Source organism: Streptomyces sp. NPDC000348 (genome assembly GCF_042898795.1).
Classification (GTDB): domain Bacteria; phylum Actinomycetota; class Actinomycetes; order Streptomycetales; family Streptomycetaceae; genus Streptomyces.
The window spans coordinates 130,618-152,339 of the sequence record NZ_JBIAZD010000018.1; the positions used below are offsets into that span (position 1 = coordinate 130,618).

Annotated in this window: 21 protein-coding genes; 9 read left to right on the forward strand and 12 right to left on the reverse strand. The window is 74.6% G+C overall.

The features are described from left to right. Nucleotides 1-50 precede the first annotated feature (50 nt). Both ACFY3N_RS29125 and rfaE2 read left to right on the forward strand, forming a co-directional pair. On the forward strand, nt 51-677 hold the full coding sequence (locus tag ACFY3N_RS29125; protein ID WP_390819746.1) for an SIS domain-containing protein: 627 nt from the start codon (nt 51-53) through the stop codon (nt 675-677). Further along, nucleotides 674-2,089 carry a D-glycero-beta-D-manno-heptose 1-phosphate adenylyltransferase gene (gene rfaE2 / locus ACFY3N_RS29130; RefSeq protein WP_390819747.1) on the forward strand — a complete coding sequence of 472 codons (1,416 nt, stop codon included), beginning with the start codon at nt 674-676 and terminating at the stop codon, nt 2,087-2,089. Before ACFY3N_RS29125 ends, rfaE2 begins: the two co-directional genes overlap by 4 nt. A 126-nt stretch (nt 2,090-2,215) precedes the next feature. On the opposite strand, the gene ACFY3N_RS29135 is transcribed toward rfaE2, so the two are convergent. From ACFY3N_RS29135 to ACFY3N_RS29150, 4 genes are all read right to left on the reverse strand, one after another. Next, the gene (locus ACFY3N_RS29135; RefSeq protein WP_390819748.1) at nt 2,216-3,502 is read right to left on the reverse strand and encodes an MFS transporter; all 1,287 of its coding nucleotides are present in this window, start codon (nt 3,500-3,502) and stop codon (nt 2,216-2,218) included. 312 nt (nt 3,503-3,814) lie between these two features. Continuing rightward, the gene (locus ACFY3N_RS29140) at nt 3,815-4,378 is read right to left on the reverse strand and encodes a hemerythrin domain-containing protein (protein ID WP_390819749.1); all 564 of its coding nucleotides are present in this window, start codon (nt 4,376-4,378) and stop codon (nt 3,815-3,817) included. An 89-nt stretch (nt 4,379-4,467) separates the two neighbouring features. Then, nucleotides 4,468-5,001, reverse strand: coding sequence for a DoxX family protein (locus ACFY3N_RS29145; protein WP_390819750.1), 534 nt, complete (start codon nt 4,999-5,001; stop codon nt 4,468-4,470). Between the two features lie 71 nt (nt 5,002-5,072). Beyond that, nucleotides 5,073-5,396 (reverse strand): hypothetical protein, encoded by a 324-nt coding sequence (locus tag ACFY3N_RS29150; RefSeq protein ID WP_390819751.1) that lies wholly within the window; start codon nt 5,394-5,396, stop codon nt 5,073-5,075. A 154-nt stretch (nt 5,397-5,550) separates the two neighbouring features. Here ACFY3N_RS29150 and ACFY3N_RS29155 point away from each other — a divergent pair, with 154 nt between their 5' ends. Further along, nucleotides 5,551-6,438 carry a fructosamine kinase family protein gene (locus ACFY3N_RS29155; protein ID WP_390819752.1) on the forward strand — a complete coding sequence of 296 codons (888 nt, stop codon included), beginning with the start codon at nt 5,551-5,553 and terminating at the stop codon, nt 6,436-6,438. On the opposite strand, the gene ACFY3N_RS29160 is transcribed toward ACFY3N_RS29155, so the two are convergent. The 3 genes from ACFY3N_RS29160 to ACFY3N_RS29170 all read right to left on the reverse strand — a co-directional run bounded on the left by ACFY3N_RS29160 (nt 6,435) and on the right by ACFY3N_RS29170 (nt 10,288). Further along, nucleotides 6,435-8,093, reverse strand: a complete 1,659-nt coding sequence (locus tag ACFY3N_RS29160) for a catalase (RefSeq protein WP_390819753.1) — start codon at nt 8,091-8,093, stop codon at nt 6,435-6,437. The two genes, ACFY3N_RS29155 and ACFY3N_RS29160, sit on opposite strands and share 4 nt — an antisense overlap. 196 nt (nt 8,094-8,289) lie before the next feature. After that, nucleotides 8,290-8,526, reverse strand: a complete 237-nt coding sequence (locus tag ACFY3N_RS29165; RefSeq protein WP_390819754.1) for a hypothetical protein — start codon at nt 8,524-8,526, stop codon at nt 8,290-8,292. Between the two features lie 271 nt (nt 8,527-8,797). Next, nucleotides 8,798-10,288, reverse strand: a complete 1,491-nt coding sequence (locus tag ACFY3N_RS29170; protein WP_390819755.1) for a helix-turn-helix domain-containing protein — start codon at nt 10,286-10,288, stop codon at nt 8,798-8,800. 148 nt (nt 10,289-10,436) lie between these two features. Here ACFY3N_RS29170 and ACFY3N_RS29175 point away from each other — a divergent pair, with 148 nt between their 5' ends. The 3 genes from ACFY3N_RS29175 (at nt 10,437) to ACFY3N_RS29185 (ending at nt 13,482) form a co-directional block, all read left to right on the forward strand. Further along, nucleotides 10,437-11,057 carry an L-threonylcarbamoyladenylate synthase gene (locus tag ACFY3N_RS29175; protein WP_390819756.1) on the forward strand — a complete coding sequence of 207 codons (621 nt, stop codon included), beginning with the start codon at nt 10,437-10,439 and terminating at the stop codon, nt 11,055-11,057. A 78-nt stretch (nt 11,058-11,135) separates the two neighbouring features. Beyond that, on the forward strand, nt 11,136-11,891 hold the full coding sequence (locus ACFY3N_RS29180; RefSeq protein ID WP_390819757.1) for a dienelactone hydrolase family protein: 756 nt from the start codon (nt 11,136-11,138) through the stop codon (nt 11,889-11,891). 88 nt (nt 11,892-11,979) lie between these two features. Beyond that, a complete protein-coding gene (locus ACFY3N_RS29185) occupies nt 11,980-13,482 on the forward strand; it encodes a metallophosphoesterase family protein (RefSeq protein ID WP_390819758.1) in 1,503 nt (500 codons plus the stop codon). A gap of 11 nt (nt 13,483-13,493) precedes the next feature. Here the strand turns inward: ACFY3N_RS29185 and ACFY3N_RS29190 are convergent, their stop codons facing one another. Then, entirely contained in the window at nt 13,494-14,459 is a 966-nt protein-coding gene (locus tag ACFY3N_RS29190) for a TauD/TfdA dioxygenase family protein (RefSeq protein ID WP_390819759.1), read from the reverse strand. 113 nt (nt 14,460-14,572) lie between these two features. Between ACFY3N_RS29190 and ACFY3N_RS29195 the strand changes: the two genes are divergently transcribed. Then, entirely contained in the window at nt 14,573-15,403 is an 831-nt protein-coding gene (locus ACFY3N_RS29195; RefSeq protein WP_390819760.1) for an aldo/keto reductase, read from the forward strand. A gap of 54 nt (nt 15,404-15,457) precedes the next feature. Here the strand turns inward: ACFY3N_RS29195 and ACFY3N_RS29200 are convergent, their stop codons facing one another. From ACFY3N_RS29200 to ACFY3N_RS29215, 4 genes are all read right to left on the reverse strand, one after another. Continuing rightward, nucleotides 15,458-17,794: a SpoIIE family protein phosphatase gene (locus ACFY3N_RS29200; protein ID WP_390819761.1), complete on the reverse strand. Its 2,337-nt coding sequence runs from the start codon at nt 17,792-17,794 to the stop codon at nt 15,458-15,460. A gap of 59 nt (nt 17,795-17,853) precedes the next feature. Continuing rightward, entirely contained in the window at nt 17,854-18,312 is a 459-nt protein-coding gene (locus tag ACFY3N_RS29205; RefSeq protein ID WP_390819762.1) for a peroxiredoxin, read from the reverse strand. Next, entirely contained in the window at nt 18,309-18,689 is a 381-nt protein-coding gene (locus ACFY3N_RS29210; RefSeq protein ID WP_390819763.1) for a hypothetical protein, read from the reverse strand. Before ACFY3N_RS29210 ends, ACFY3N_RS29205 begins: the two co-directional genes overlap by 4 nt. A gap of 428 nt (nt 18,690-19,117) precedes the next feature. Beyond that, a complete protein-coding gene (locus ACFY3N_RS29215; RefSeq protein ID WP_390819764.1) occupies nt 19,118-19,612 on the reverse strand; it encodes a MarR family winged helix-turn-helix transcriptional regulator in 495 nt (164 codons plus the stop codon). Nucleotides 19,613-19,927: 315 nt separating this feature from the next. Between ACFY3N_RS29215 and ACFY3N_RS29220 the strand changes: the two genes are divergently transcribed. Continuing rightward, entirely contained in the window at nt 19,928-20,704 is a 777-nt protein-coding gene (locus ACFY3N_RS29220) for an NPP1 family protein (protein WP_390819765.1), read from the forward strand. A 79-nt stretch (nt 20,705-20,783) separates the two neighbouring features. After that, complete coding sequence (hemC, locus tag ACFY3N_RS29225; protein WP_390819766.1) at nt 20,784-21,719, forward strand: hydroxymethylbilane synthase; 936 nt, start codon at nt 20,784-20,786, stop codon at nt 21,717-21,719. Nucleotides 21,720-21,722 lie beyond the last annotated feature (3 nt).

The following is a 21,722-nucleotide window of genomic DNA, read 5'->3' on the forward strand; positions in this document are numbered from 1 at the left end:
GAGGTGCGGGCCCCGCCGCCGTCCCCCCGAGGCGGCACGCCCGGAACACCATGACCGAACACCCCGCGCTCGACGCCGCCCGACTGCACTGCCGGTCGCTCCAGGAGGCCCTCGACGGCTTCTGCCGGGACGGCCTCCCCAGGATCGCGGACTGGGGCGGACGCCTCGCCGCCGTCCTCACCGACGGCGGACGGCTGCTGGCCGCTGGCAACGGCGGCAGCGCCGCCCAGGCCCAGCACCTGACCGCCGAGCTGGTCGGCCGCTACCGCCGGGAGCGGCGCGCCTATTCGGCGCTCGCCCTGCACGCGGAGACCTCCAGCGTCACCGCCATCGGCAACGACTACGGCTTCGACCACGTCTACGCCCGCCAGGTGACCGCCCACGGGCGTCCCGGCGACGTGCTGGTGCTGCTGTCCACCTCGGGCCGCAGCGCCAATCTGATCGCGGCGGCGGTGACGGCCCGGCGGGCCGGGCTGCGGGTCTGGGCGCTCACCGGGCCCGGCCCGAACCCGCTGGCGGAGGCCGCGGACGAGGCGCTGTGCGTGGCGGCGGACAGCGCCGCGACCGTCCAGGAGACGCATCTGGTCGCCGTGCACCTGCTCTGCGAGTGTTTCGACGCCGCCGTGGCCGCGCCCCCCGCGCGGAGTGCGGCGGCCGTCCCCGGGAGGACGTCATGACCGGTCCGAAGCCGCTGGTGGTGGTGGGGGACGTCCTGCTCGACGAGGACATCGAGGGGGTCGCGACCCGGCTGGCCCCGGACGCGCCCGCCCCGGTCGTCGACGTCACCGGTGACCGCCGGCATCCGGGCGGGGCCGGGCTGGCCGCCGCGCTCGCGGCCCGCGGCGGCCGGGACGTGGTGCTGGTGACCGCGCTCGGCGACGACCCGGCCAGCGAGGCCGTGCGCCGGGAGCTCGGCGGCCGGCTCCGGCTGCTGGAGCTGCCGCTGCACGGGACGCTGCCGGTGAAGACGCGGGTGCTGGCGGGCGGACGGCCCGTGGTGCGCATCGACCGGGGCGGCGGGACGCCGGGCGAGCCGGACGACGCGGTGCGCGAGGCGCTCGCGAGCGCGCACGCCGTCCTCGTCGCGGACTACGGACGGCACACCGCGGGGGCGGTGCGCCCGCAGCTGGAGGACGCGGCCCGGCACACGCCCCTGGTGTGGGACCCGCATCCCAAGGGCGACCCTCCGGTGCCGGGGGCACGCCTCGTCACGCCCAACGCGGCGGAGGCGGCCGCCCTGTGCGCGGGTGCGCCAGGGGTGTCCGGGGCGTCGCTGGGTGCCTTCGCCGAGCGCGGGACGCAACTGGCGGAGCGCTGGCGGGCGGCGGGGGTCGCGGTGACCCTCGGGGACCGCGGGGTGCTGCTGACCCGGCCCGGCGGGGGCACGCCGATGCTGATCCCGGCGCCGTTCCGGGCGGACGGGGATCCGTGCGGCGCGGGCGACTGCTTCGCGGCGACGACCGTCGCGGCGCTGGCCGACGGGCTGCTGCCGGAGGAGGCGCTGCAGCGGGCGGTCGCCGAGGCCGCGGCGTTCGTCGCGGCGGGCGGGGCGGGGAATCCGGACCTGTGGCACGCGCCGGCCGTGCCCGGGCCCGCGCACGATCCGGCCGCCGACGCGTTCGAGCTGGCGGAGAGGGTGCGGGCGCGCGGGGGGACGGTGGTCGCCACGGGCGGCTGCTTCGACCTGGTGCACGCGGGGCACGTCGGGCTGCTGGAGAGCGCGCGGCGGGTCGGCGACTGCCTGATCGTGTGTCTGAACTCCGATGCGTCGGTCACCCGCCGGAAGGGGGCGGGGCGGCCGCTGACGCCGGTGACGGACCGGGCGAGGGTGCTGGCGGCGCTGGGGAGCGTGGACGCGGTGGTGGTCTTCGAGGAGGACACGCCCGAGGCGGTGCTGGGGCGGTTGCGGCCCGATGTGTGGGTGAAGGGCGGGGACTACTCCGTGCAGGAACTTCCGGAGGCGGAGGTGCTGCGGGGGTGGGGCGGGCAGGCGGTGGTGCTGCCGTATCTGGACGGGCGCTCCACGACCGCGCTGGCCCGGCGGGCGGCCGAGGCGGCGGCGGTGGCCCTGCGGGCGTCGGAGGGGTGAGCGGGGGCGGGGCGGGGAGGTCTTCGCCCCCGCCGACCCTCCCCTTCCCGTCCCTGGGCGGCTGCGCCCCAGACCCCCGTTCGGCCCTGAATGGGCCTCGTCCTCAGGCGCCGGACGGGCTGACAGTCACGCGGCTTTCTCCAGGGTGGCCTGGCGGAGGACGGCCGGGGCCGAAGTGCGGCGGGTGTGCAGGAGGTGGCCCGCCGCGATCGACGTGGCGATGACCAGGCCGCCGGTGACCAGGGCGCCGCGCGGACCGGCCAGTTCCATGAGGAGGCCCAGGGCGGGCGGGCCGCCCAGACTCCACACGGTGCCCACGCTGCCCCAGACGCCGAGCACGCGTCCGCGCAGACGGGCGGGCGGGTCGGTCTGCAGGACGGCGGTTCCGGCGGTGTCGGAGACGGACTCGACGACGGCCATGGGCAGCACCAGCACCAGCAGCACGGCCGGCGACGGTGACATCCCCGCCCCCACCTGCAGCAGCGCGCCCGTCGCGGCGAGGGCGCCGACCAGCCGCACGGACGGCCGGCGCAGCCGCGCGCCGAGCACCGCGCCGAGGATGCCGCCGGCCGCGAGGACGGTGGAGACCGTGCCGAACGCCCCGGCTCCGCCCGCGAGCGGCCCGGTGACCAGGACGGCGAGCGTGAGCCCGTAGTTGCGGCCGAAGACCGCGCTGATGCCGGTCACCCCGGCGAGCGCCATCAGCCGGGGCCGGCGGGCGAAGAAGGCGAGCCCCTCGCGGACGGCCGTGACGCTCCGCGGACGCCCGTCCTTCTCCACGGCGTGCCGGACCGCTCCCGCCGCCGGGCGCAGGAACGGGATGACCGCGGTCACGAAGAGGAAGGAGAGACCGTTGGCGAAGTAGGCGGCGGAGGTGCCGAGGAACCCGACGGTCACACCGGCGAGCGCGGCGCCCGTGAGCCGGCCCGCGTTGAACACCAGCGCGCCCACGCCGATGGCGGAGGGCACGTCCTCGGCGGGGACGAGGTCGTTGCCCAGCAGGGCGCACGCCGGGTTGTCGACGGTGGCGACGACCCCGGTGACGGCGGCCAGCACCATCAGGGACGTCATGTCGAGCCGGTCCAGCGCCACGAGGGCGGCCGTGGTGAACGCGATCACGGCCAGCAGCGCCTGGCTGACGGCGGCCGTCGGCTTCCGCGGCCAGCGGTCGACCGCCGCTCCGCCGAGGACGCTCATGAGCAGGGCCGGGGCGGCCTGCACGGACATGGACAGGCCGGTGGCCGCGGCGGACCCGGTGATCTGCAGGACCAGCAGGTTCTGCACCGTGAGCTGCATCCACGTACCGGCGTTGGACACGAAGTTCGCGGCGGACCACCAGCGCATGCTGCGGTGCCGCAGGGAGCGCCAGGGGGAGCGGGACCCGGGCTGGGCGGGGGCGGGCGGGGAAGACACAGTGGCGCCACTCGGAAGGACGAGTCGGAGGACTCAGCGGAGGGGGCGCGGGAAGCGGAACGCCGGCTGCGCTGCGCGGCGGCTCCCGTCGCCCGGACAGGGCGCGGACCATCGTGGCAGAAGGGACCGCCGAGTCGTTTCCGAGTGGCCGGGGATCACGCCGTGCGGACGTCAAGGAAGCGGTGGACCCGGGGAGTTGGGGCGTGAGTGTGGTTGCTCACAGCGGCCGGGGACGGGCGGGGGCACGGGGAGGGGCCCGACGCCGGAACGTCGGGCCCCTCCCCGTGCCCCTCACGGCCTGGCGCCCCCGCGTCAGCCGGGCTTTCCGCGTCCGCTCAGCGCGTCCCGGACCCGGTCCACCATCCCGGCGCCCGGTGCCAGCAGCTTGTTCGCCGGGGGCTTGTCCGGAGCGGCCGGGTGCGGCCGGGTCGGGGCCGTCCGCTTCGCCTGCCGGACCTTGTCACCGAGCCGGTCGAGCTGCTCCGGGGTGCAGGCGGCGCGCAGCGTCGGGAACAGGTTCCGCTCCTCGTCGGCGACGTGCTCGCGGATCTCGCTCATCAGCATGCCGATGAGCCGGTCGAACTCGGCGTCGCCCGCGTCGCAGCCCTCCAGGTCCTTCATGGTCCGCTCGGCCGTGGCGTGGTCCTCGAGCTCACGGTCGGCCAGCGCGTCCCCGTTCGCCACGTGCTCCCGCACGGCCGGGTAGAGGTACGCCTCCTCGGCCACCGAGTGCCGGATCAGCTCGATGGTGACCTGGTCGGCGTACACCTTGCGGTCCTCGTGACCGGGCGGCAGTTCCTCGATCCTGCCGAAGAGCTCCTCGACCTCCCGGTGATCGGTCACCAGTTCGTCGATGACGTCGCCTCCGTGTCCCATGCCCTTCACCTCCGGTTCGTGGTGGCACCCGGCCGGGTCCCCCCGCCGACGGGTCCCCCGCCGACGGGGGGCCAACCCGGTCCGGCGGCTCAGCAGGGCAGCTTGGCCCGGATCCGGCCGGCCGTCGCGGCGGGGCCGGCCCCGGCCCGGACGGACCGGCGCACGAGGCGGGCGTCGCGGCGCAGGTCATGGGCGGCGTGCCGGCTCCGCCAGAGCAGCGAGGGGGCGGCGCCGGTGTCGTCGGCGGCGATCAGCAGACCGCCGAGCATGGACAGGTTCTTCAGGAAGTGGATGCGCTGCTGCATGCGCTGACCGGGGTCCTCCTCCTCCCAGAAGCGGTGGGCGGCCAGCGTCGTCGGCACGAGCGTGGCGGCGACGGCGAGCGCGGCCGGACGGGACAGGCGTCCGGTGGCCAGCAGCAGCCCGCCCACGACCTGGACGGCGCCGCTGAGGCGCACGGCGTCCTCGGTACGGTCCGGCAGCACCGCGACGCGGTCGGTGAGGGGCTTGACCACGGACTCGGCGATCGGGGCGACGTTCTGGGGGTTGCGGACGGATTCCAGCCCGCCCGCGACGAACATCGACGCCAGCATCGGCCGCCCGAGGACGCGCAACAGACTCATGCCTTCTCCTGGGGTGTGGGTGGTGGGGGTGCGCCGGGTTCCCCGCCGGGCGGGGGCCATTCGGCGCGCCCTCACCAGAAGCGGGTGGTGAGCGCGGGCCGGTGGACGGCCTGGACGGCGTCGCGCAGGCACAGGGCGACGCCGATGGTGGCGCGCAGGACCGAGGGCCGTACGGTCTGGGCGGTCTCCGTGGCCAGGACCAGCAGGCAGCCCGCCGCCTGTTCCACCACGGACACCGGGAGGGTGTAGTCGCTGTCGGCGGCCGCGCGGAACGCCTTCAGCGGGATTCCGGCACCGTCGACGGTCCGCCGGGCGGCCTGCTCCAGCTGCTGTGCGGCCTGTTCGCACAGCGTGGCGGGCAGGGTGAGGGTGCGCTGGAACGCTGAACTCGTCATGCTCCGAGTGGTCCCCCGGCGCGGTTCCCTTCGATCGGCGGCGGCCGGGATTTCACCGTCCCGCGTGACCGGCCGACGGCGAACGCGGGCCCGCGGGGGCCCGTACCCTGGGCACGACCGCTCGCCCGCGCATCCGCACGTGAGGAGTCCGTCCATGAGCCTGCCTCCCGGACCGGCCGCCCGGGACGGTGACGGGCCGGGGGCCGTGGCGGCCCGGTTCACCGGCCGGTCGGTGACCGGTGTGCGTACGCTGTCCGGCTCACTCGCCGAGGTCGTCCTCGACGACGGCCGGGTGGTGGTCGTCAAGAGCGCCGAGGGGGCGGAGGCCGCGCGCGCCGAGGCGGCGGGGCTGCGCTGGCTGGCCGGGACCGGGACGGTGCGGATACCGGCGGTGCACGGTCATGACGCGCGCCGGCTGGTCGTCGACCGGGTGGCGCAGGGCCCGCCCCGGCGGGAGGCGGCGCTGCGGTTCGGCCGGGAGCTGGCCGCGCTGCACGCCGCCGGCGCGCCGGCCTTCGGGGCGCCGCCGCCCGGCGGCCCGGTGGAGGCGTTCATCGGCCTCGCCCCGATGCGCAACGTCCCCGGCGACGACTGGCCCCGCTGGTACGCCGAGCACCGGGTCCTGCCGTACCTGCGCCGGGCGGTCGACGACGGCACCGTCACCGCCGGTGAGGCGGGCGTCGTCGAGCGGGTCTGTGAGCGGCTGCCGGAGCTCGCCGGGCCCGCCGAGCCGCCCGCACGGCTGCACGGCGACCTGTGGAACGGCAATGTGCTCTGGGGCGCCGACGGGCACGTCCGGCTGATCGACCCGGCCGCCCACGGCGGGCACCGGGAGACCGACCTCGCGATGCTCGCCCTCTTCGGCTGTCCCCATCTGGACGCGGTCCTGGACGGCTACCGGGAGGTGGCGCCGCTCGCCGACGGGTGGCGGACGCGCGTCGGCGTGCACCAGCTGTTCCCGCTGCTGGTGCACGCCGTGCTCTTCGGCCGCGGCTACGCCGGGCAGGCGCTCGCGGCGGCGCGGTCGGCGGGCCGTCCCTAACGGGTCACCACGTGCCGTTCGTCGGGGACGCAGTGGGTCATGGTGAGTCCCTCCACGTCACGCGGCGGGTTGTCGCCGAGACTGGCCAGCCGCTTGCGGTCCTCGTCGGTGAGGTCCTGGCTCGCCAGGGGCTCCAGGTGGGCGACGTCCTCCGGCATGATCCCGAGGCCCTCGCCGACCCTGCGGCCGAGGTCGTTCTCCACCAGCAGGAAGTGCCACACCATGCGTTCCTGGACCGCCCGGTCGCACTGGGAGATCAGGTCGACGAAGTTCTTCACCAGGTCGTCGCGCTCCCAGTCCTCCATCAGGCAGTACCGCTGGCCCGCCTGGAGGTAGTCGTTGGTGCGCGGGATGCGCTTGCGGGTGAGCCGGCCCACGATCTCCGGGCCCTGGTCGTCGTGCGTCGGGTACTGGGCCTCCCGCAGACCGCCGGTGATCGACGGCTCGTAGTTGACGTGCGGATTCTCCCCGCCGTTGTCCTGGACGTACGCCATCTGGCCGTCGCGCTGGTTGGTGCGGACATCGGCGTGCTTGGCCTGGTTGACGGGCAGTTGCAGGTAGTTCGGGCCGACCCGGTGGCGCTGGGTGTCGCTGTAGGAGAAGGTCCGGCCGACGAGCATCTTGTCGTCGGAGAAGTCCAGCCCGTCGACGAGGACGCCGGTGCCGAAGGAGATCTGCTCGTTCTCGGCGAAGAAGTTCTCCGGCATCCGGTCCAGCACCATGCGGCCCACCGGCTTCGGCGGGAAGTCCTGCTCGGGCCAGGTCTTGGTGTCGTCCAGCGGGTCGAAGTCCAGCTCCGGGTGGTCGTGGTCGTCCATCATCTGGACGAGCAGTTCCCACTCGGGGTACTCGCCGCGCTCCACCGCCTCGTACAGGTCCTTGGTGGCGTGGCCGAGCCCTTGGGCCTGGACGTTGGCGGCGTCCTCCTCGGTCATGCTGCGCACGCCCTGCTTGGGCATCCAGTGGTACTTGACCAGCTTGGTGTCGCCGTCGGCGTTGACCCACTTGTAGGTGTTCACACCGAAGCCCTGCATGTGGCGGTAGTCCGCCGGGATGCCGCGCGGGCTGAACAGGTTGACCAGCATGTGCATCGACTCGGGGGTCTGCGACATGAAGTCGAAGATGCGCCGCGGCTGCTGCTCGAAGGTGACCGGGTCGGGCTTGAGGGCGTGGATGACGTCCGGGAACTTGATGGCGTCCCGGATGAAGAAGACGCCCAGGTTGTTACCGACGAGGTCCCAGTTGCCGTCCTCGGTGTAGAACTTCACCGCGAAGCCGCGGGGGTCGCGGGCGGCCTCGGAGGAGTCCCGGCCGCCGATGACGGTGGAGAAGCGGACGGCCAGGTCGGTGCGCTTGCCCTCCTCCTGGAAGAGCTTGGCCCGGGTGTAGCGGGAGACCGGCTCGTCGCCCCACTTCCCGTACGCCTCGAAGTAGCCGTACGCGGTGACGCCGCGGGCGTGCACCACGCGTTCGGGGATGCGTTCCCGGTCGAAGTGGCTGATCTTCTCCAGGAACTGGTAGTTCTCCAGCGTGGCCGGGCCGCGGGCGCCGACGGTGCGCTGGTTCTGGTTGTCGTAGACCGGATGGCCCTGCCGGTTGGTGAGCACCTTGCGGTCGTCGCCCGGAGCGGGTCCCCGGCTCGAAACGTCCGTCATGATCGTGGACTCCTTGCGCTTTTCGACTCGACCCCCCGCGGTGGCGCGTACGAGGGTCATGCTGCCGCGCCTCACCGCGGTCGGCGACTCGGGGAGCCGCCCGGTTGCGCCGGGCCGTGCGCGGGGGACGGCCCGCGACGGCACGGTCCGGCCGCCGCGGTCGTACGCGGCGGCCGGACCTCGCGAAGCGGCGTGCTCAGCCGCCGTTCAGGCGTGCGCGCAGCAGTTCCTTGCCGAGTTCCGCGCCCTTGCGGCTGTCCGCCTGGGCCTTGCGGAACAGGTCGGCGACCTCGGTGTCCTTGGCGCGTTCGGCGTCCTGGATGTAGCCCTCCAGGCGCAGTGCGTTGCTCAGGCACGCCTCGACGTACCAGATCAGGTTGTAGTCCTTGTCCTGCGTGCCGGTGACGCCGCCGGTCTCCGTCTCGCTGGTCATCCGGGCCTCCTCGTCGCGTTGCTCGTCACGGGCCCGCCCGCCCCGGCGTACCGTGCCGGGGCGCGGGCCTCCACAACGGCGGCCGGGTACCCGTCCTCGCCGGAGGCACACAGCGGCAGAAGGGGCGGGGGCGCGACCGGTCCCCCGTTCCGGTCGTGCCCCCGCCCGGTGCCGAAACTATGCGCAGTGGGGCGGACCTGTGTACCGCACCGGTGCCCGCTGCGGCCGCCGGAGGACTCATCCGTGCACAACTGAGTCCGAAAGGCCCGGTTCACCCACCCGTGAGGACCGGCTGTTCCAGGTCACCCGCCGCCAGATGGGCCAGGACGACCTCGTACAGGTCGGTCCCGGCGGCCAGCAGCTGGCGCTCCAGGACCGGTTCGGCGCTGCGCACGTGCTCGCGCACGGTCTGGGCGTGCACGCCCAGGCTCTGCGCGGCCCGCTCGGCGTTGCCCCCGGCGGCGATCCAGGTGCGCAGGGTGCGGCGCACGTTCCGGGTGTCCCGGTCCAGCCGCCCCAGCAGCTCCCGCGCCCAGCCGCCGACGGCCGGTCCGGCCAGCAGGTCGGCGAGGCCCGGGGAGTGCGCGGCGCCGTCGCCGCCCGCCCGCCCGTCCAGGAGGTTGATCTGGGTGTGGAGCGCCAGGTGGACCACGGCGCGGACGGCGACGTCGTCGAAGTCCACGCCGAGCATGGCCTCGACGCGTTCCATGCGGGCCCGCACGGTGTTGCGGCTGACGCCGAGGATCTTGGCGGTGCTGACGGCGGTGAACTCCAGGCCGAGGCGGGTGGTGGCGAGGAGTTCGGCGCGGGTGTGGTGCGGCAGCGCGTCGAGCGGGCGCAGCACCCGGGCCGCCCAGCCGCGCAGCGCGGCGGGTTCCATCAGCCGCTCCGGGTGGGTGCGTTCGGCGTACACGGCCGTCTTGTCGGGGCGGAAGCGCGCCACCGCCAGGGCGCTGACGGCCTGCCCGTACGCGGTGGCGGTACGGGCGAGGCTCTGCCACACGCTGCCGCCGAGGAAGGTGTCCGGGTGCCGTTCGACCAGGGACCGCAGCTCGCCGGCGGTGGCCTCGCGGGGACTGACGACGATCACGTGCCCGTCCATCGCCGGGCAGCGCACCACCAGCGCCTCCTCGCGCGTGGTGTCCAGGCACTCCGCGGCGAGCCGGTCGCGCAGGGCGGGCGCGGACTCGACGACGTAGACGCAGGCCGTCTCGGCGTCGAGCAGGCCGGGCCAGAGCCCGGCGGCGACCCGGCGGGCGGCGACGGTGTCCTCGACCATCAGCAGTTGCAGGATCGCCAGCCGCAGATCGGCGGTGGCCCGCCGCAGCCGGTGTCCGGCGGCGGCGGTCCCGTGGGCGGTCAGCAGGAGTTCGATCACCTGGGCGGTGTGGGTGACGACCTCGGAGGCGTGCCGGTCGAAGGGTGCCTCGCGGGAGACGGCCAGCACACAGGTCCCCGAGGGGTGCGCGATCCTCACCAGGCGCACATGGCGCCCCTCCCCCTCCCAGGCGGCGGAGGCGATCCGGCCGGAGCCGAGGTCGGCGACGAGGGAATCGTCCAGCGGCAGCCGGGTCCCGGCGAGCAGGGTGCCGGCGGCGTCACGGAGGGACGTCTCCGCGTGCGCGGTGGCGGCCAGCCAGTCGACGACCCTGCCGACGTCACGCCCGGCCGGACGCAGATGCTCGAGGAGTTCCCGCGCCCACACCGCGTGCTCCCCGGCCGCCGCCGGCGTCCGGCGGATTCCGTCTCCACGGCCTGTCACCTCGGCCTTCCCCTCGTCCGCTCGTCGTCCACGCCCAGGTCGGGGACGTTACCCCACCCCTGCGCGCGGCTCATCCCGGGCGCGTCGGCGCACCCGGTCCCGGACCGGCGTGTGCGGTCCCCGGGCGCGGTCGGCATAAGCTCGGTGAATGGCGAAGTACTTCGACGTGCACCCCGACAACCCCCAGCCGCGCACCATCGCGCAGGTCGCCGACAGCATCCGCTCCGACGCCCTCGTCGCATACCCCACGGACTCCTGCTACGCACTCGGCTGCCGTCTGGGCAGCCGGGCCGGCATCGACCGGATCCGCACGATCCGCAAGCTGGACGACCGGCACCACTTCACCCTGATGTGCCGGGACTTCGCGCAGCTCGGCCAGTTCGTGCGGATCGACAACGACGTGTTCCGCGCGGTGAAGGCGTCGACCCCGGGCAGCTACACGTTCATCCTGCCCGCGACGAAGGAGGTGCCGCGGATGCTGCTGCACCCCAAGAAGAAGACGGTCGGCGTGCGCATCCCGGACCACGTCGTCACCCAGGCCCTGCTGGCGGAGCTCGGTGAGCCCCTGCTGTCCAGCACCCTGCTGCTGCCCGGCGAGGACGAGCCGATGACCCAGGGCTGGGAGATCAAGGACCTGCTCGACCACCAGGTGGACGCGGTGCTCGACTCCGGCGACTGCGGCACCGAGCCGACCACGGTGATCGACTTCTCGGGCGGCGAGGCGGAGATCGTGCGCCGGGGCGCCGGCGACGTCACCCGGTTCGAGTGAGGGCGCCGCGCCGTCCGCCGCGCCCGGCCGGCGTGTCACGATGGGCGTGATCCATTCCCTTCGAGAGGCAGCGCAGCCATGACCGCCGTACAGGGAACGACCGTCGACATCCCCACCGGGGACGGCACCGCGGACGCGTATCTGACGCATCCCGCCGGCGGGGGACCCCGGCCGGGGGTGCTGCTCTACATGGACGCCTTCGGTGTGCGCCCGCGGCTGCGGGAGATGGCCGACCGGCTGGCGGAGGCCGGTTACACCGTCCTGGTGCCGAACCTGTTCCACCGGCACGGGCGGGCCCCGGTGGTCGAGCTGCCCGAGTTCATCGACCCGGGCGCTCGGCCGGAGGTCTTCGAGCAGCTCAGGCCGCTCATGATGGAGCTGACGCCCGAGCGGGCGATGCGGGACGCCGGCGCGTATCTTCGGTGGCTCGCCGCCTGCCCGGCGGTGGCGGACGGCCCGGTCGCGGTGACCGGCTACTGCATGGGCGCGGCCCTGTCCCTGCGCACCGCCGGCACCTACCCGGACCGGGTGGCCGCCGCGGCCGGGTTCCACGGGGGCCGGCTGGCGACGGACGCACCGGACAGTCCGCACCTGGTGGCCGGCCGGATCACCGCCGAGGTGTACTTCGGCCACGCCGACCGGGACCACTCGCTGCCCGGGGAACAGATCGAGCGGCTGGAGCGGGCGCTGACGGAAGCCGGTGTCCGGCACCGCTGCGAGGTGTACACCGGGGCGCCGCACGGCTACACCCAGTCCGACACGGCGGCGTACGACAAGGAGGCGGACGAGCGTCACTGGGCGGCACTGCTCGGCCTGTTGGCGCGCACCTTCTGACCACTGCCCCCAACTCGATGCCGTACGAAGGGGATTGACCGACACCCCGCTCTCCGGTCGTCCACCGCACCGTTGTTACGGTGCACCGGTGTCCGAATCCTCACGTGATACCGCCGAGGGCGCCGGCTGGGGCGCCGCCGAACGCGGTGCGTACCGGCGGCTGATGCCGCACCGGGCCGAGAAGATCTCCTGGCTCGACCCGCGCATGCTGTGGGCCGCCCGCAACGGGGTGCTGGCCTCCTGGTTCGGCGATCCCACGGGAGACACCCGCGCCCGCTGGGTGGCCCGGCGGGAGGCGGCGGGCGCGCCCGCCGACAAGGTGATCCGGCGCGACGATCCGGACCGGTTCTCGTTCCTGGTGATCGGCGACACCGGCGAGGGCGGCGAGCCCCAGTACGCGGTGGTGCCCGGGCTGCTGAGGGCGGGCCGGGACACCGCCTTCGCCGTGCTCGCCAGTGATGTGATCTACCCGGTGGGCAGCGCCGACGACTACGGCACCAAGTTCTTCCGCCCGTACCGGGACTACCCGGCGCCGATCTACGCGATACCGGGCAACCACGACTGGTACGAGGACCTGGGCGGCTTCATGCGCGTCTTCTGCGACGACGCCCCGCCGCCGCCCGGTCCGGCGGCGCGCCCGTTCAGCCGGGCCCGGCTGCGCTCCCTGCTGTGGCACCGGCCGCGCGCCGGGGACGGCGGGCGCCTGGACGAGGCGCGCGCGATGCGGTCCGCGCCCGCCCAGCGGGCGGTGCAGCCGGGGCCGTACTGGGCGATCGACGCCGGGCCGGTGCGGATCGTCGGTATCGACACGGGACTGCTGGGCACCGTCGACGCCGGACAGGGCGCGTGGCTGCGGGAGGTCTCCCGCGGCCCGCGTCCGAAGATCCTCGTCACGGGTTCCCCCCTGTACGTGGACGGCGAGCACCACCCGTGCCCGATCGAGGGCGGCGGCACCGTCGACGACGTCGTCCGCGACCCCGCTCACCACTACGTGGCCGCGATAGGCGGCGACATCCACAACTACCAGCGCTACCCGGTACGGCTGGAGGACGGACGCACCCTGCAGTACGTGGTGGCGGGCGGCGGCGGTGCCTTCACCCACGCCACCCACACCATCCCCCGGGTGGACGTCGCCGGTGTCACCGAACGGGACTTCCGCTGCTATCCGCTGCGCGGCGACTCCCTGGCCTTCTACAGCGCCCTGTACGGGCGCCGGCTGCGGCTGCGCCGCTTCTTCGCCCTCACCGACGCCGAGGCGATGGCCGTGATCGCCGAACGCCTCGGCATCGGGCCCACCCGTGCCCAGGGCGCTCCGCCGCGGGTCACCCGCCGGATGCGGCTGGTCGCCGGGCTGCTCGGCACCGGCCGCCGGCCCGACCGGGGCAAGCGGCTGCGGCTGCCCGTGCGCAAGGCCTACACGTCGTTGTTCTCCCCGGGTTCGGCCACCTACAGCCCGCCGTTCTTCAAGTCCTTCCTGCGGCTGGACGTGAGCCCGGAGGCGATCCGGCTGCGCTGTCACGCGGCCACCGGTCACCGCGCGCAGGAGGTCGACCCGCCCGTCGAGGACGAGGTGACCATCCCGCTGACCTGAGCGCGGGCCCGCTACCAGCGGCCCGGCGCGGTACCGGTGAGCGGCTGCGAGGGCCGGCCGTCCACGCCGACCGGGACGTCTCCGGCGAGCATCACCCGGTGCATGATCCGCGGGTGGTCGAGGTGGGCCGTGTCGCCCGGGGCCAGGTGGATGGTGGCCCGGTTGTCCCAGAACGCCACGCTGCCCGGCTCCCAGCGGAAGCGCACGGTGTACTCGGGCCGGGTGGCCTGCTCCAGGAGCATCCCCAGGACGGCCGCGCTCTCGGGGCGGGACAGACCGGTGATCTGCTCGACGTAGTAGCCGTTGACGAACAGCACCCGCTCCCCGGTCTCCGGGTGGACGCGTACCAAGGGGTGTTCCGAGGCGGTCTGGCGGTCCAGCAGATGGCGCAGATAGGCGTCGTCGCCGGGCCGGGGCTGGTAGCCGACCCCCAGCCGGTGCTCGGCGCGCAGCCCGTCGGCGAACGTCCGCACCGGGGCGGACAGTCCGGCGTACGCCGCGGCCAGGTTCGACCAGGTGGTGTCGCCGCCGTAGGGCGGGACGGTCTCGGCGCGCAGGATCGTCGCGGCCGGCGGGTCGACGCGGGCGCCGTGGTCGCAGTGCCAGCCGCGCAGCAGGGTGTGGCGGCGGCGCCGCAGCCACTCGTCGTGCTCCATGCCGAAGCGTCCGCCGAGCTCCAGCCGGTCGGCGGTGGTCTCGATCTCTGGGAAGTCCGGCGGGGACGCCCCGCCGCGCCGGGGCAGCACGACCGGTTCGCCGAACCGGCGGGCCAGCGCCACGTGTCCGGCGTGGTCGAGTCGCTGGCCGCGGAAGAACACCACCTTCCAGCGCAGCACCGCCGCCCTGATGGCGGCGATCACGGTGTCGTCGAGGTCACCGGCGAGGTCGACACCGGTGATCTCGGCCCCGATGTGCCCGGCCGCCGGACGCACCTCCACCGGCGGGGCCTCCCCCGTGCCGTCCCTGTCCGTCGTCATGCGCTCCCCACTCCCTCGGTCGTCACCACCGGTCTCCCTACCCGTCCGGTTGATCATTGACCCCCTCGTCCCCGACGCTGGGAGGACGACACTGTCAACGGGAAGGCACCCTGGTGAGCAGCATCCCGAGCCACACCCTCAACGACGGCACCACGATCCCCGCCCTGGGCCTGGGGACCTGGCCGATGGACGACGCCGAGGCGGAGCGGGCGGTGGCCGAGGCCCTGCGGACGGGCTACCGCCTCGTCGACACGGCGGCCAACTACCGCAACGAGACCGGTGTCGGCCGTGCCGTGGCCCGGGCCGGCGTCCCGCGCGAGGAGGTCGTCGTGACGACGAAGCTCCCGGGCCGGCACCACGGCTACGAGGAGACCCTCGCCTCCTTCGAGGAGTCCCGCGCCCGGCTCGGCCTGGAGTACGTCGACCTCTACCTGATCCACTGGCCGCTCCCCCGCGTCGACAGGTACGTCGACTCCTGGAGGGCCATGGTGAAGCTGCGTGAGGACGGGCTCGTCCGGTCGATCGGCGTCTCCAACTTCACACCCGCCCACATCGAGCGGCTGGAGCGGGAGACCGGGGTGCTGCCCTCGGTCAACCAGGTCGAGCTGCACCCCTTCTTCCCGCAGGAGGAACTGCGCGCGTACCACGCGGGCAAGGGCGTGCTGATCGAGAGCTGGAGCCCGCTCGGCCGTGGCTCGACGCTCCTGGACGACCTGGCCGTGGCCGCCGTCGCCGAGGCGCACGGGGTCACCCCGGCGCAGGCGGTGCTGCGCTGGCACGTCCAGCTGGGCGTGCTCCCCGTCCCCAAGTCGTCCGATCCCGGGCGGCGGCGCGCGAACCTCGACGTCTTCGGCTTCGAACTGGACGCCGCCCAGATGCGGACGATCGCCGACCGCGCCCACCGGCGGATCGGCGGGGACCCCGAGGTCCACGAGGAGTTCTGACCGGGTGCCCGGGGCCGGTGCGCGCGGCGGTGACGCACGGAGAGGAACGGCGGATCACGGCTGCGGCAGCGGCTGCTCCGCCCAGATCGTCTTGCCGCCGTCCGTCTGGCGGCTGCCCCAGCGCTGGGTGAGCTGGGCCACCAGCAGCAGTCCGCGGCCGCCCTCGTCGTAGACGTGGGCGCGGCGCAGATGCGGTGAGGTGGAGCTGGCGTCGGCGACCTCGCAGATGAGGGTGCGGTCGCGGATCAGCCGCAGCTGGACGGGCGGCACACCGTACCGGATGGCGTTGGTGACCAGTTCGCTGACGACGAGTTCGGTGACGAAGGCGATCTCGTCCAGCCCCCACGCGGCCAGCCGTTCGCCGGCCCACTGCCGGACGGCGGCCACCTCCTCGGGGTCCGGCGGCACGTCCCTGGTGGCGACCTGGTCGGCGCCCAGGGCCCGGGTGCGGGCCAGGAGCAGCGCCACGTCGTCGCCGGGCTCCCGCGGCATGACGTCCTTCAGGACGCCGTCGCAGAGGGACTCCAGCGAATCGGCGGGCACCGCCAGGGCGCGGCACAGCTCGTCGGTGGCGCGGTCGATGTCGCGGTCGCGGTCCTCGATCAGGCCGTCGGTGTAGAGGGCGACGACGGAGCCCTCGGGCAGCCGGAGCTCCGTCGCCTCGAACGGCAGCCCTCCGACGCCCAGCGGGGGACCCGCGTTCACGCCGATGAGCCGGCACGTCCCGTCGGGCAGTAGGAGGGCGGGTGCGGGGTGCCCGGCGGAGGCCGCGGTCAGGCGGCGGGAGACGGGGTCGTAGACGGCGTACAGGCAGGTGGAGCCCAGTTCCCCGACGTCCTCGCGGTCGTCGGCGGCGAGGTGGATGACCAGGTCGTCGAGGTGGGTGAGGAGTTCGTCGGGCGGGAGGTCCACGTCGGCGAGGGTGCGTACGGCGGTGCACAGCCGTCCCATGGTGGCCGTGGAGGGGATGCCGTGGCCGACGACGTCACCCACGACCAGGGCGACCCGGCTGCCGGACAGCGGGATGACGTCGAACCAGTCGCCGCCGACGCCGGCCGCCGACGCGGAGGGCAGATAGCGGTGGGCGACCTCGACGGCGGCCTGTCCGGGCAGCCCTTTCGGCAGCAGGCTGTGCTGGAGGGTCAGCGCGGTGGTGCGTTCACGGGCGAAGCGGCGGGCGTTGTCGACACAGACGGCGGCGCGGCTGGCGAGTTCCTCGGCGAGCGCGGCGTCGTCGTCGACGTACCCCTCGGGGTGGATGTTGCGGACGGCCACCGCGACCCCGAGGGTGGTGCCGCGGGCGCGCAGCGGCACGGCCAGCAGCGAGTGGACGCCGGCGACGCGCGGGCCGCCGGCCGGGGCGGGGAGGCCGCGCTCGGCCATCCACCGGTCGAAGTCCGGCTCACCGGCGCGGGCGAGCACCGCCCTGCACTCGCGCAGCGCCAGCGCGGGCGGTGAGCAGGGCGGGTAGAGATCCGTCTGGCCGAGGCGCACGGCCGCCTCGGGGGCGCCCTCGGCGGCGGATCCGTGCGCCACCCGGCGCAGTACGACCCCGGTGTCCGGCCGGGCGGGGGGTTCGTCGGTGCCGAGGACCCAGTCGTGCAGGTCGACGGCGGCGAAGTCGGCGACCGCCGGCACCAGGATGGCCACGAGCTCCTCGGCGGTGCGGACGACGTCGAGGGTGGTGCCGATGGCGGTCGCGGCCTCGTTCAGCAGGGCCAGCCGCCGCCGTGCCCGGTGCTGCCCGGTGCTGTCGAACGCCGCGAGGGCGGTGCCCACCGACTCGCCGGAGGACCCGATGACCGGCCACATCTCCATGTTCCAGGCGTGCGGGAGGGGCTGGGTCGGCGCCCGGCTGTATATCTCGTAGTGCAGGGGCTCGCCCGTCTCGGCGACCCGGCGCAGACGCCGGCCCAGGCCGCGGGTGTACTCCTCGTCCTCCATGGGTTCCAGGCAGGACCGTCCGACGAGGCTCTCCTGCGGCTCGCCCAGCAGGCGGCAGGCGGTGTCGTTGACCAGGAGGTAACGCTGGTCGGGGTCGACGACCGAGATCGCCAGGGACGCCTGCTTGAACGCCCGCGCGGCCAGGGAGGTCTCCGCCGCGTCGGACGGCTCGGCGGTGATCAGGTGTCCGGCCGGGGCACCCCGGGCGCCCAGCAGGGGCCGGACCGTCAGCCGGGCCGGTACCGGGCGGCCGTCACGGTGACGCAGCGTGACCGGACCCGAGGGGAGGGGCGCGGCACCGGACGGCGTGTCCTCGGCGAGCAGCGCCCGTACGGTCCGTCCCACGGCCTCCTCGGCCGGGTGTCCGGTCAGCCGCCGGGCGCCCTCGCTCCACCCCGTCACGATGCCGCGGGCATCGACGACCATCGCGGCGGAGGCGTCATCCATTCGTCCAGGATCATCCCATTGCGGTCTTGTATCAACCGCGACGGTCCGCCCGGGACGTCCTACGCGCGGAGCGCGGCGAGCGCCCGGTCCGCGTGGACGTTCATCCGCAGCTCGCTGCGCACGACCTCCAGGACGGTGCGGTCCCGGCCGATGACGAAGGTGGCCCGTTTCGTCGGCGCCAGGGCGATCCCCCGCTTCACGCCGAACCGCTCACGGACCGTGCCGTCGGCGTCGGACAGCAGGGGCATGCCGAGGGAGTGCCGTCCGGCGAACTCCGCCTGCCGCTCGACGGCGTCCGAGCTGATGCCCACCGGCCGCGCGCCCACCGCGGCGAACTCGGCGGCGAGGTCGCGGAAGCGGCAGGCCTGCGCGGTGCAGCCGGGGCTCAGCGCGGCCGGGTAGAAGAACAGCACCACCGGCCCCTCGGTGAGCAGCTCCGAGAGCCGGCGGACGGTGCCGGTCTCGTCCGGGAGCGCGAAGTCCGGGGCCGTGTCGCCCTTCTCCACCCGCGCGCTCACGACCGGCCCTCCGCACCCTTGGCGACGCCGCGCGCCCACAGCACCAGCGGCACCTGCAGGGGCAGCCGGCCGAGGGCCGCGGCCCTCTGCGGGACGGGGCGGTGCCGCCAGTCGACGGCCATCTTCACGTTGGCGGGGAACACGCCGACGAAGAAGGCCGCCGCGGCGAGTGCGGCGGCCCTGCGGGTGCGGGGCAGTGCCAGCCCGGCGGCCAGCGCGAGTTCGACGGCGCCGCCGGCGTGGGTCCAGGTCCGGGGCGAGCCGGGCAGGGAGCGCGGCACGATGTGGTCGAACCGGCGGGGGACGGCGAAGTGCGCGGTGCCCGCGGCGGCCAGCAGGCCGGCGAGCAGCAGGGGCGAGCGTTCGGACCGGGACACGGTTCCTCCTCTGATGACCTGCCGCGCGATATTACCCGACGGTAAGTAGGTGGGGGCGGCCGGGTTCCGGGCCGGCCGGGACCGCCGTCGGCGCACGCCCGGCGGGCGGCCCGGGGAGCGGCGGAGGACGTCGGTGAACGCGTCGGCGGAGGCCGGGCCGCGGCGGTGCGCGACGGCCGTCACCGGCAGTCCGCCGGCCGGCGTCCGCGGGGCGCGGTGGAGCCGCGGCCGGGTGCGCCGCCGCGGGAGCGCCGTGCCGGGCCCGCGGCGGAAGGCTCCGCCGGGGGCGCGTTCGCCCAGGCCGGCCGAACGCCCGGCGTCCCGGGTCCCGGCCGGCGCGTCACCCGCCGTCCGCGGTGTCCCCGCCCGGCCGTCCGCCACCGCGAGGGGCGCGGGAGCCCGCTCCCGTGGGCGTTTCGGCGCCGCCGTCAGGCGGTGCGGGCGGGTTCCGGCTCCTCCGCGGCGTGGGCGAGGAAGTCGTCGACCATGCGGTGGAAGAGGGTGGCGAGCTGCCGCAGGTCGTCGGGCGACCAGTCGGCCAGGGCCCTCTGCATGCCCCGGACTCCCGTCTCCCGGATCCGGGCGATGGCCTCCCGGCCGCTCCCGGTGAGTTCGATGCGCTGGGCGCGGCGGTCGTCGGGGTCCGGGACGCGGGTGACGTGGCCGGATTTCTGCAGCTGCTGCACCGTGCGGGTGACGTGCGAGGCCTCCACGCCCAGCCGGGCGGCCAGCTCCCCCGGCCGCATCGGCTCGCTGTCCGCCATCTGCCGCAGCAGTGCGACGGCGGCCCGGTCCAGCGGCACGCCCGCCAGGGCCATCAGCCGTTCGTGCTGCCGTGCGCGCGTGCTCAGGTAGGTGAGGCGGTGGAGCGCGCGCTCGATCTCGGCCACTTCCGCAGGGGCGGGGACGTCGGGTGTGGACATGTACCACACTTTACCATCTCATTGCGTAACTCAATCAAACGCCCGCCCCTCCCGCCACCGCCCCGACGGCACCCCGGCGACGGGCGCGCGGCGGTCCATGAGGGCGTCCGCCATGTCCGGCCCGCCACCACGCCGGCGACGGCAGCGGACATTCCAGACACCCCGGTGCGACCCGGATCCCGGCGCGGCGGATGTTGGGCCGCGCTTCACCAGCGGTACGCCCGCACCCTCTTGGCATGTATACGTCCAGACGGAATGCTGAACTCCCCAGCCCCCCACAGCCGTTGGCTGCGCCCGGACCAAGAGGAGGACGCAGTGCCGTCGAGCACGTTCCGAACGCACCGCAGGAGATGGCTGACCGGCCTGGCCGGCGCGGCCGCGCTCGTCATCGCCTTCCCCGCCACCGCCTTCGCCGCACCCCCTCCCGCCCTGCCGGCCAACGCGGACGCCCTGGAGCGGACGTACCAGCCCGCCTACGACTACGACACCGACGGCTGCTACCCGACGGCGGCGATCGGCCCGGACGGCTCCGTCAACACCGGCCTCAACCCGACCGGCGCCCTCAACGGCAACTGCCGTGACGCCTCGGACCTGGACAACACCAACGGCTACTCCCGCGCCAAGTGCAACAACGGCTGGTGCGCCATCGCCTACGGCCTGTACTTCGAGAAGGACCAGGCCCTGCCGGGCACCAGCCTGGGGGGCCACCGCCACGACTGGGAGCACGTCGTGGTGTGGGTGCAGAACGACACCGTCCAGTACGTCTCGACGTCCAACCACGGTTCGTTCTCGGTCCACGCCCGCTCGGCGGTCCGCTTCGACGGCACGCATCCGAAGATCGTCTACCACAAGGACGGCATCGGCACCCACTGCTTCCGCCTCGCGGGCCCGGGCGACGAACCGCCGGAGAACCACCGGGGCGGCTGGCAGTACCCGGCGCTGGTCGGCTGGAACGGCTACCCGGCGGGACTGCGCGACAAGCTCAGCTCGTACGACTTCGGCAGCGCCCACTTCGGGCTGAAGGACGGCAGCTTCGCCTCGCACCTCGCCGCGGCCAAGCCCTCCGGCATCCCGTTCGACCCGAACGCCTGATCGTGCGGGGCCCGCCTGTGCCGGGACGCCGTTCAACGTCCCGGCGCAGGCGGCACCCCCCGGGGTCTATCGTGTCGGCATGTCCCTCCCCGAAGTGATCCGCGTCGTCTCCCGTGACTCGCCCATGGCGCTCGCCCAGGTGGAGCGCGTCCGGGCCGAGCTGGCCGCCGCCCGTCCCGGTGTGCGCACCGAGGTCGTACCGGTGAGGACGACCGGGGACAAGTGGCTCGGCGATCTGTCGGAGGTGGAGGGCAAGGGCGCGTTCACCAAGGAGGTGGACGCCGCGCTGCTCGCCGGTGAGGCGGACGTCGCCGTGCACTGCGTCAAGGACGTGCCCGCCGACCGGCCGCTCCCGGCGGGCACGGTGTTCGCCGCGTTCCTGAAGCGGGACGACATCCGCGACGCCCTCGTGCACCCCGGCGGTCTCACCCTGGACGAACTCGCGCCCGGCACCCGGATCGGCACCTCCTCGGTGCGCCGGGTCGCCCAACTGGCCGCCACCCACCCGCACCTGACGTGCGTACCGCTGCGCGGCAACGCCAACCGGCGGCTGGACAGGCTCGCCGCCGGGGATGCGGACGCCCTGCTGCTGGCGGTCTCCGGCCTGGAGCGGATCGGCCGCACCGACGCGATCAGCGAGGTGCTCTCCCCCGAGGCCATGATGCCGCCCATCGGCGCGGGCATCCTCGCGCTGCAGTGCCGTGAGGACGACACCGGACTGATCGACGCGGTCGGCGCCCTCGGCCACCCGGACACCCATCGCGAGGCCGCCGCCGAACGCATGTTCCTGCATGTGCTGCAGGGACACTGCAACAGCCCGATCGCCGGCTACGCGCAGGTGCACCGCGGCGGCGAACTGTCCCTGCGGGCGTGCGTCTTCACCCCGGACGGCAAGACCCGGCTGAACGCGCACGAGTGGGCGGGGCGGCTCGACCCGGCCACGCTCGGCACCTCGGTCGCCGTGGCGCTGCTGCGTCAGGGCGCCCGCGAGATCATCGACGGCATCCCGCACTGACGC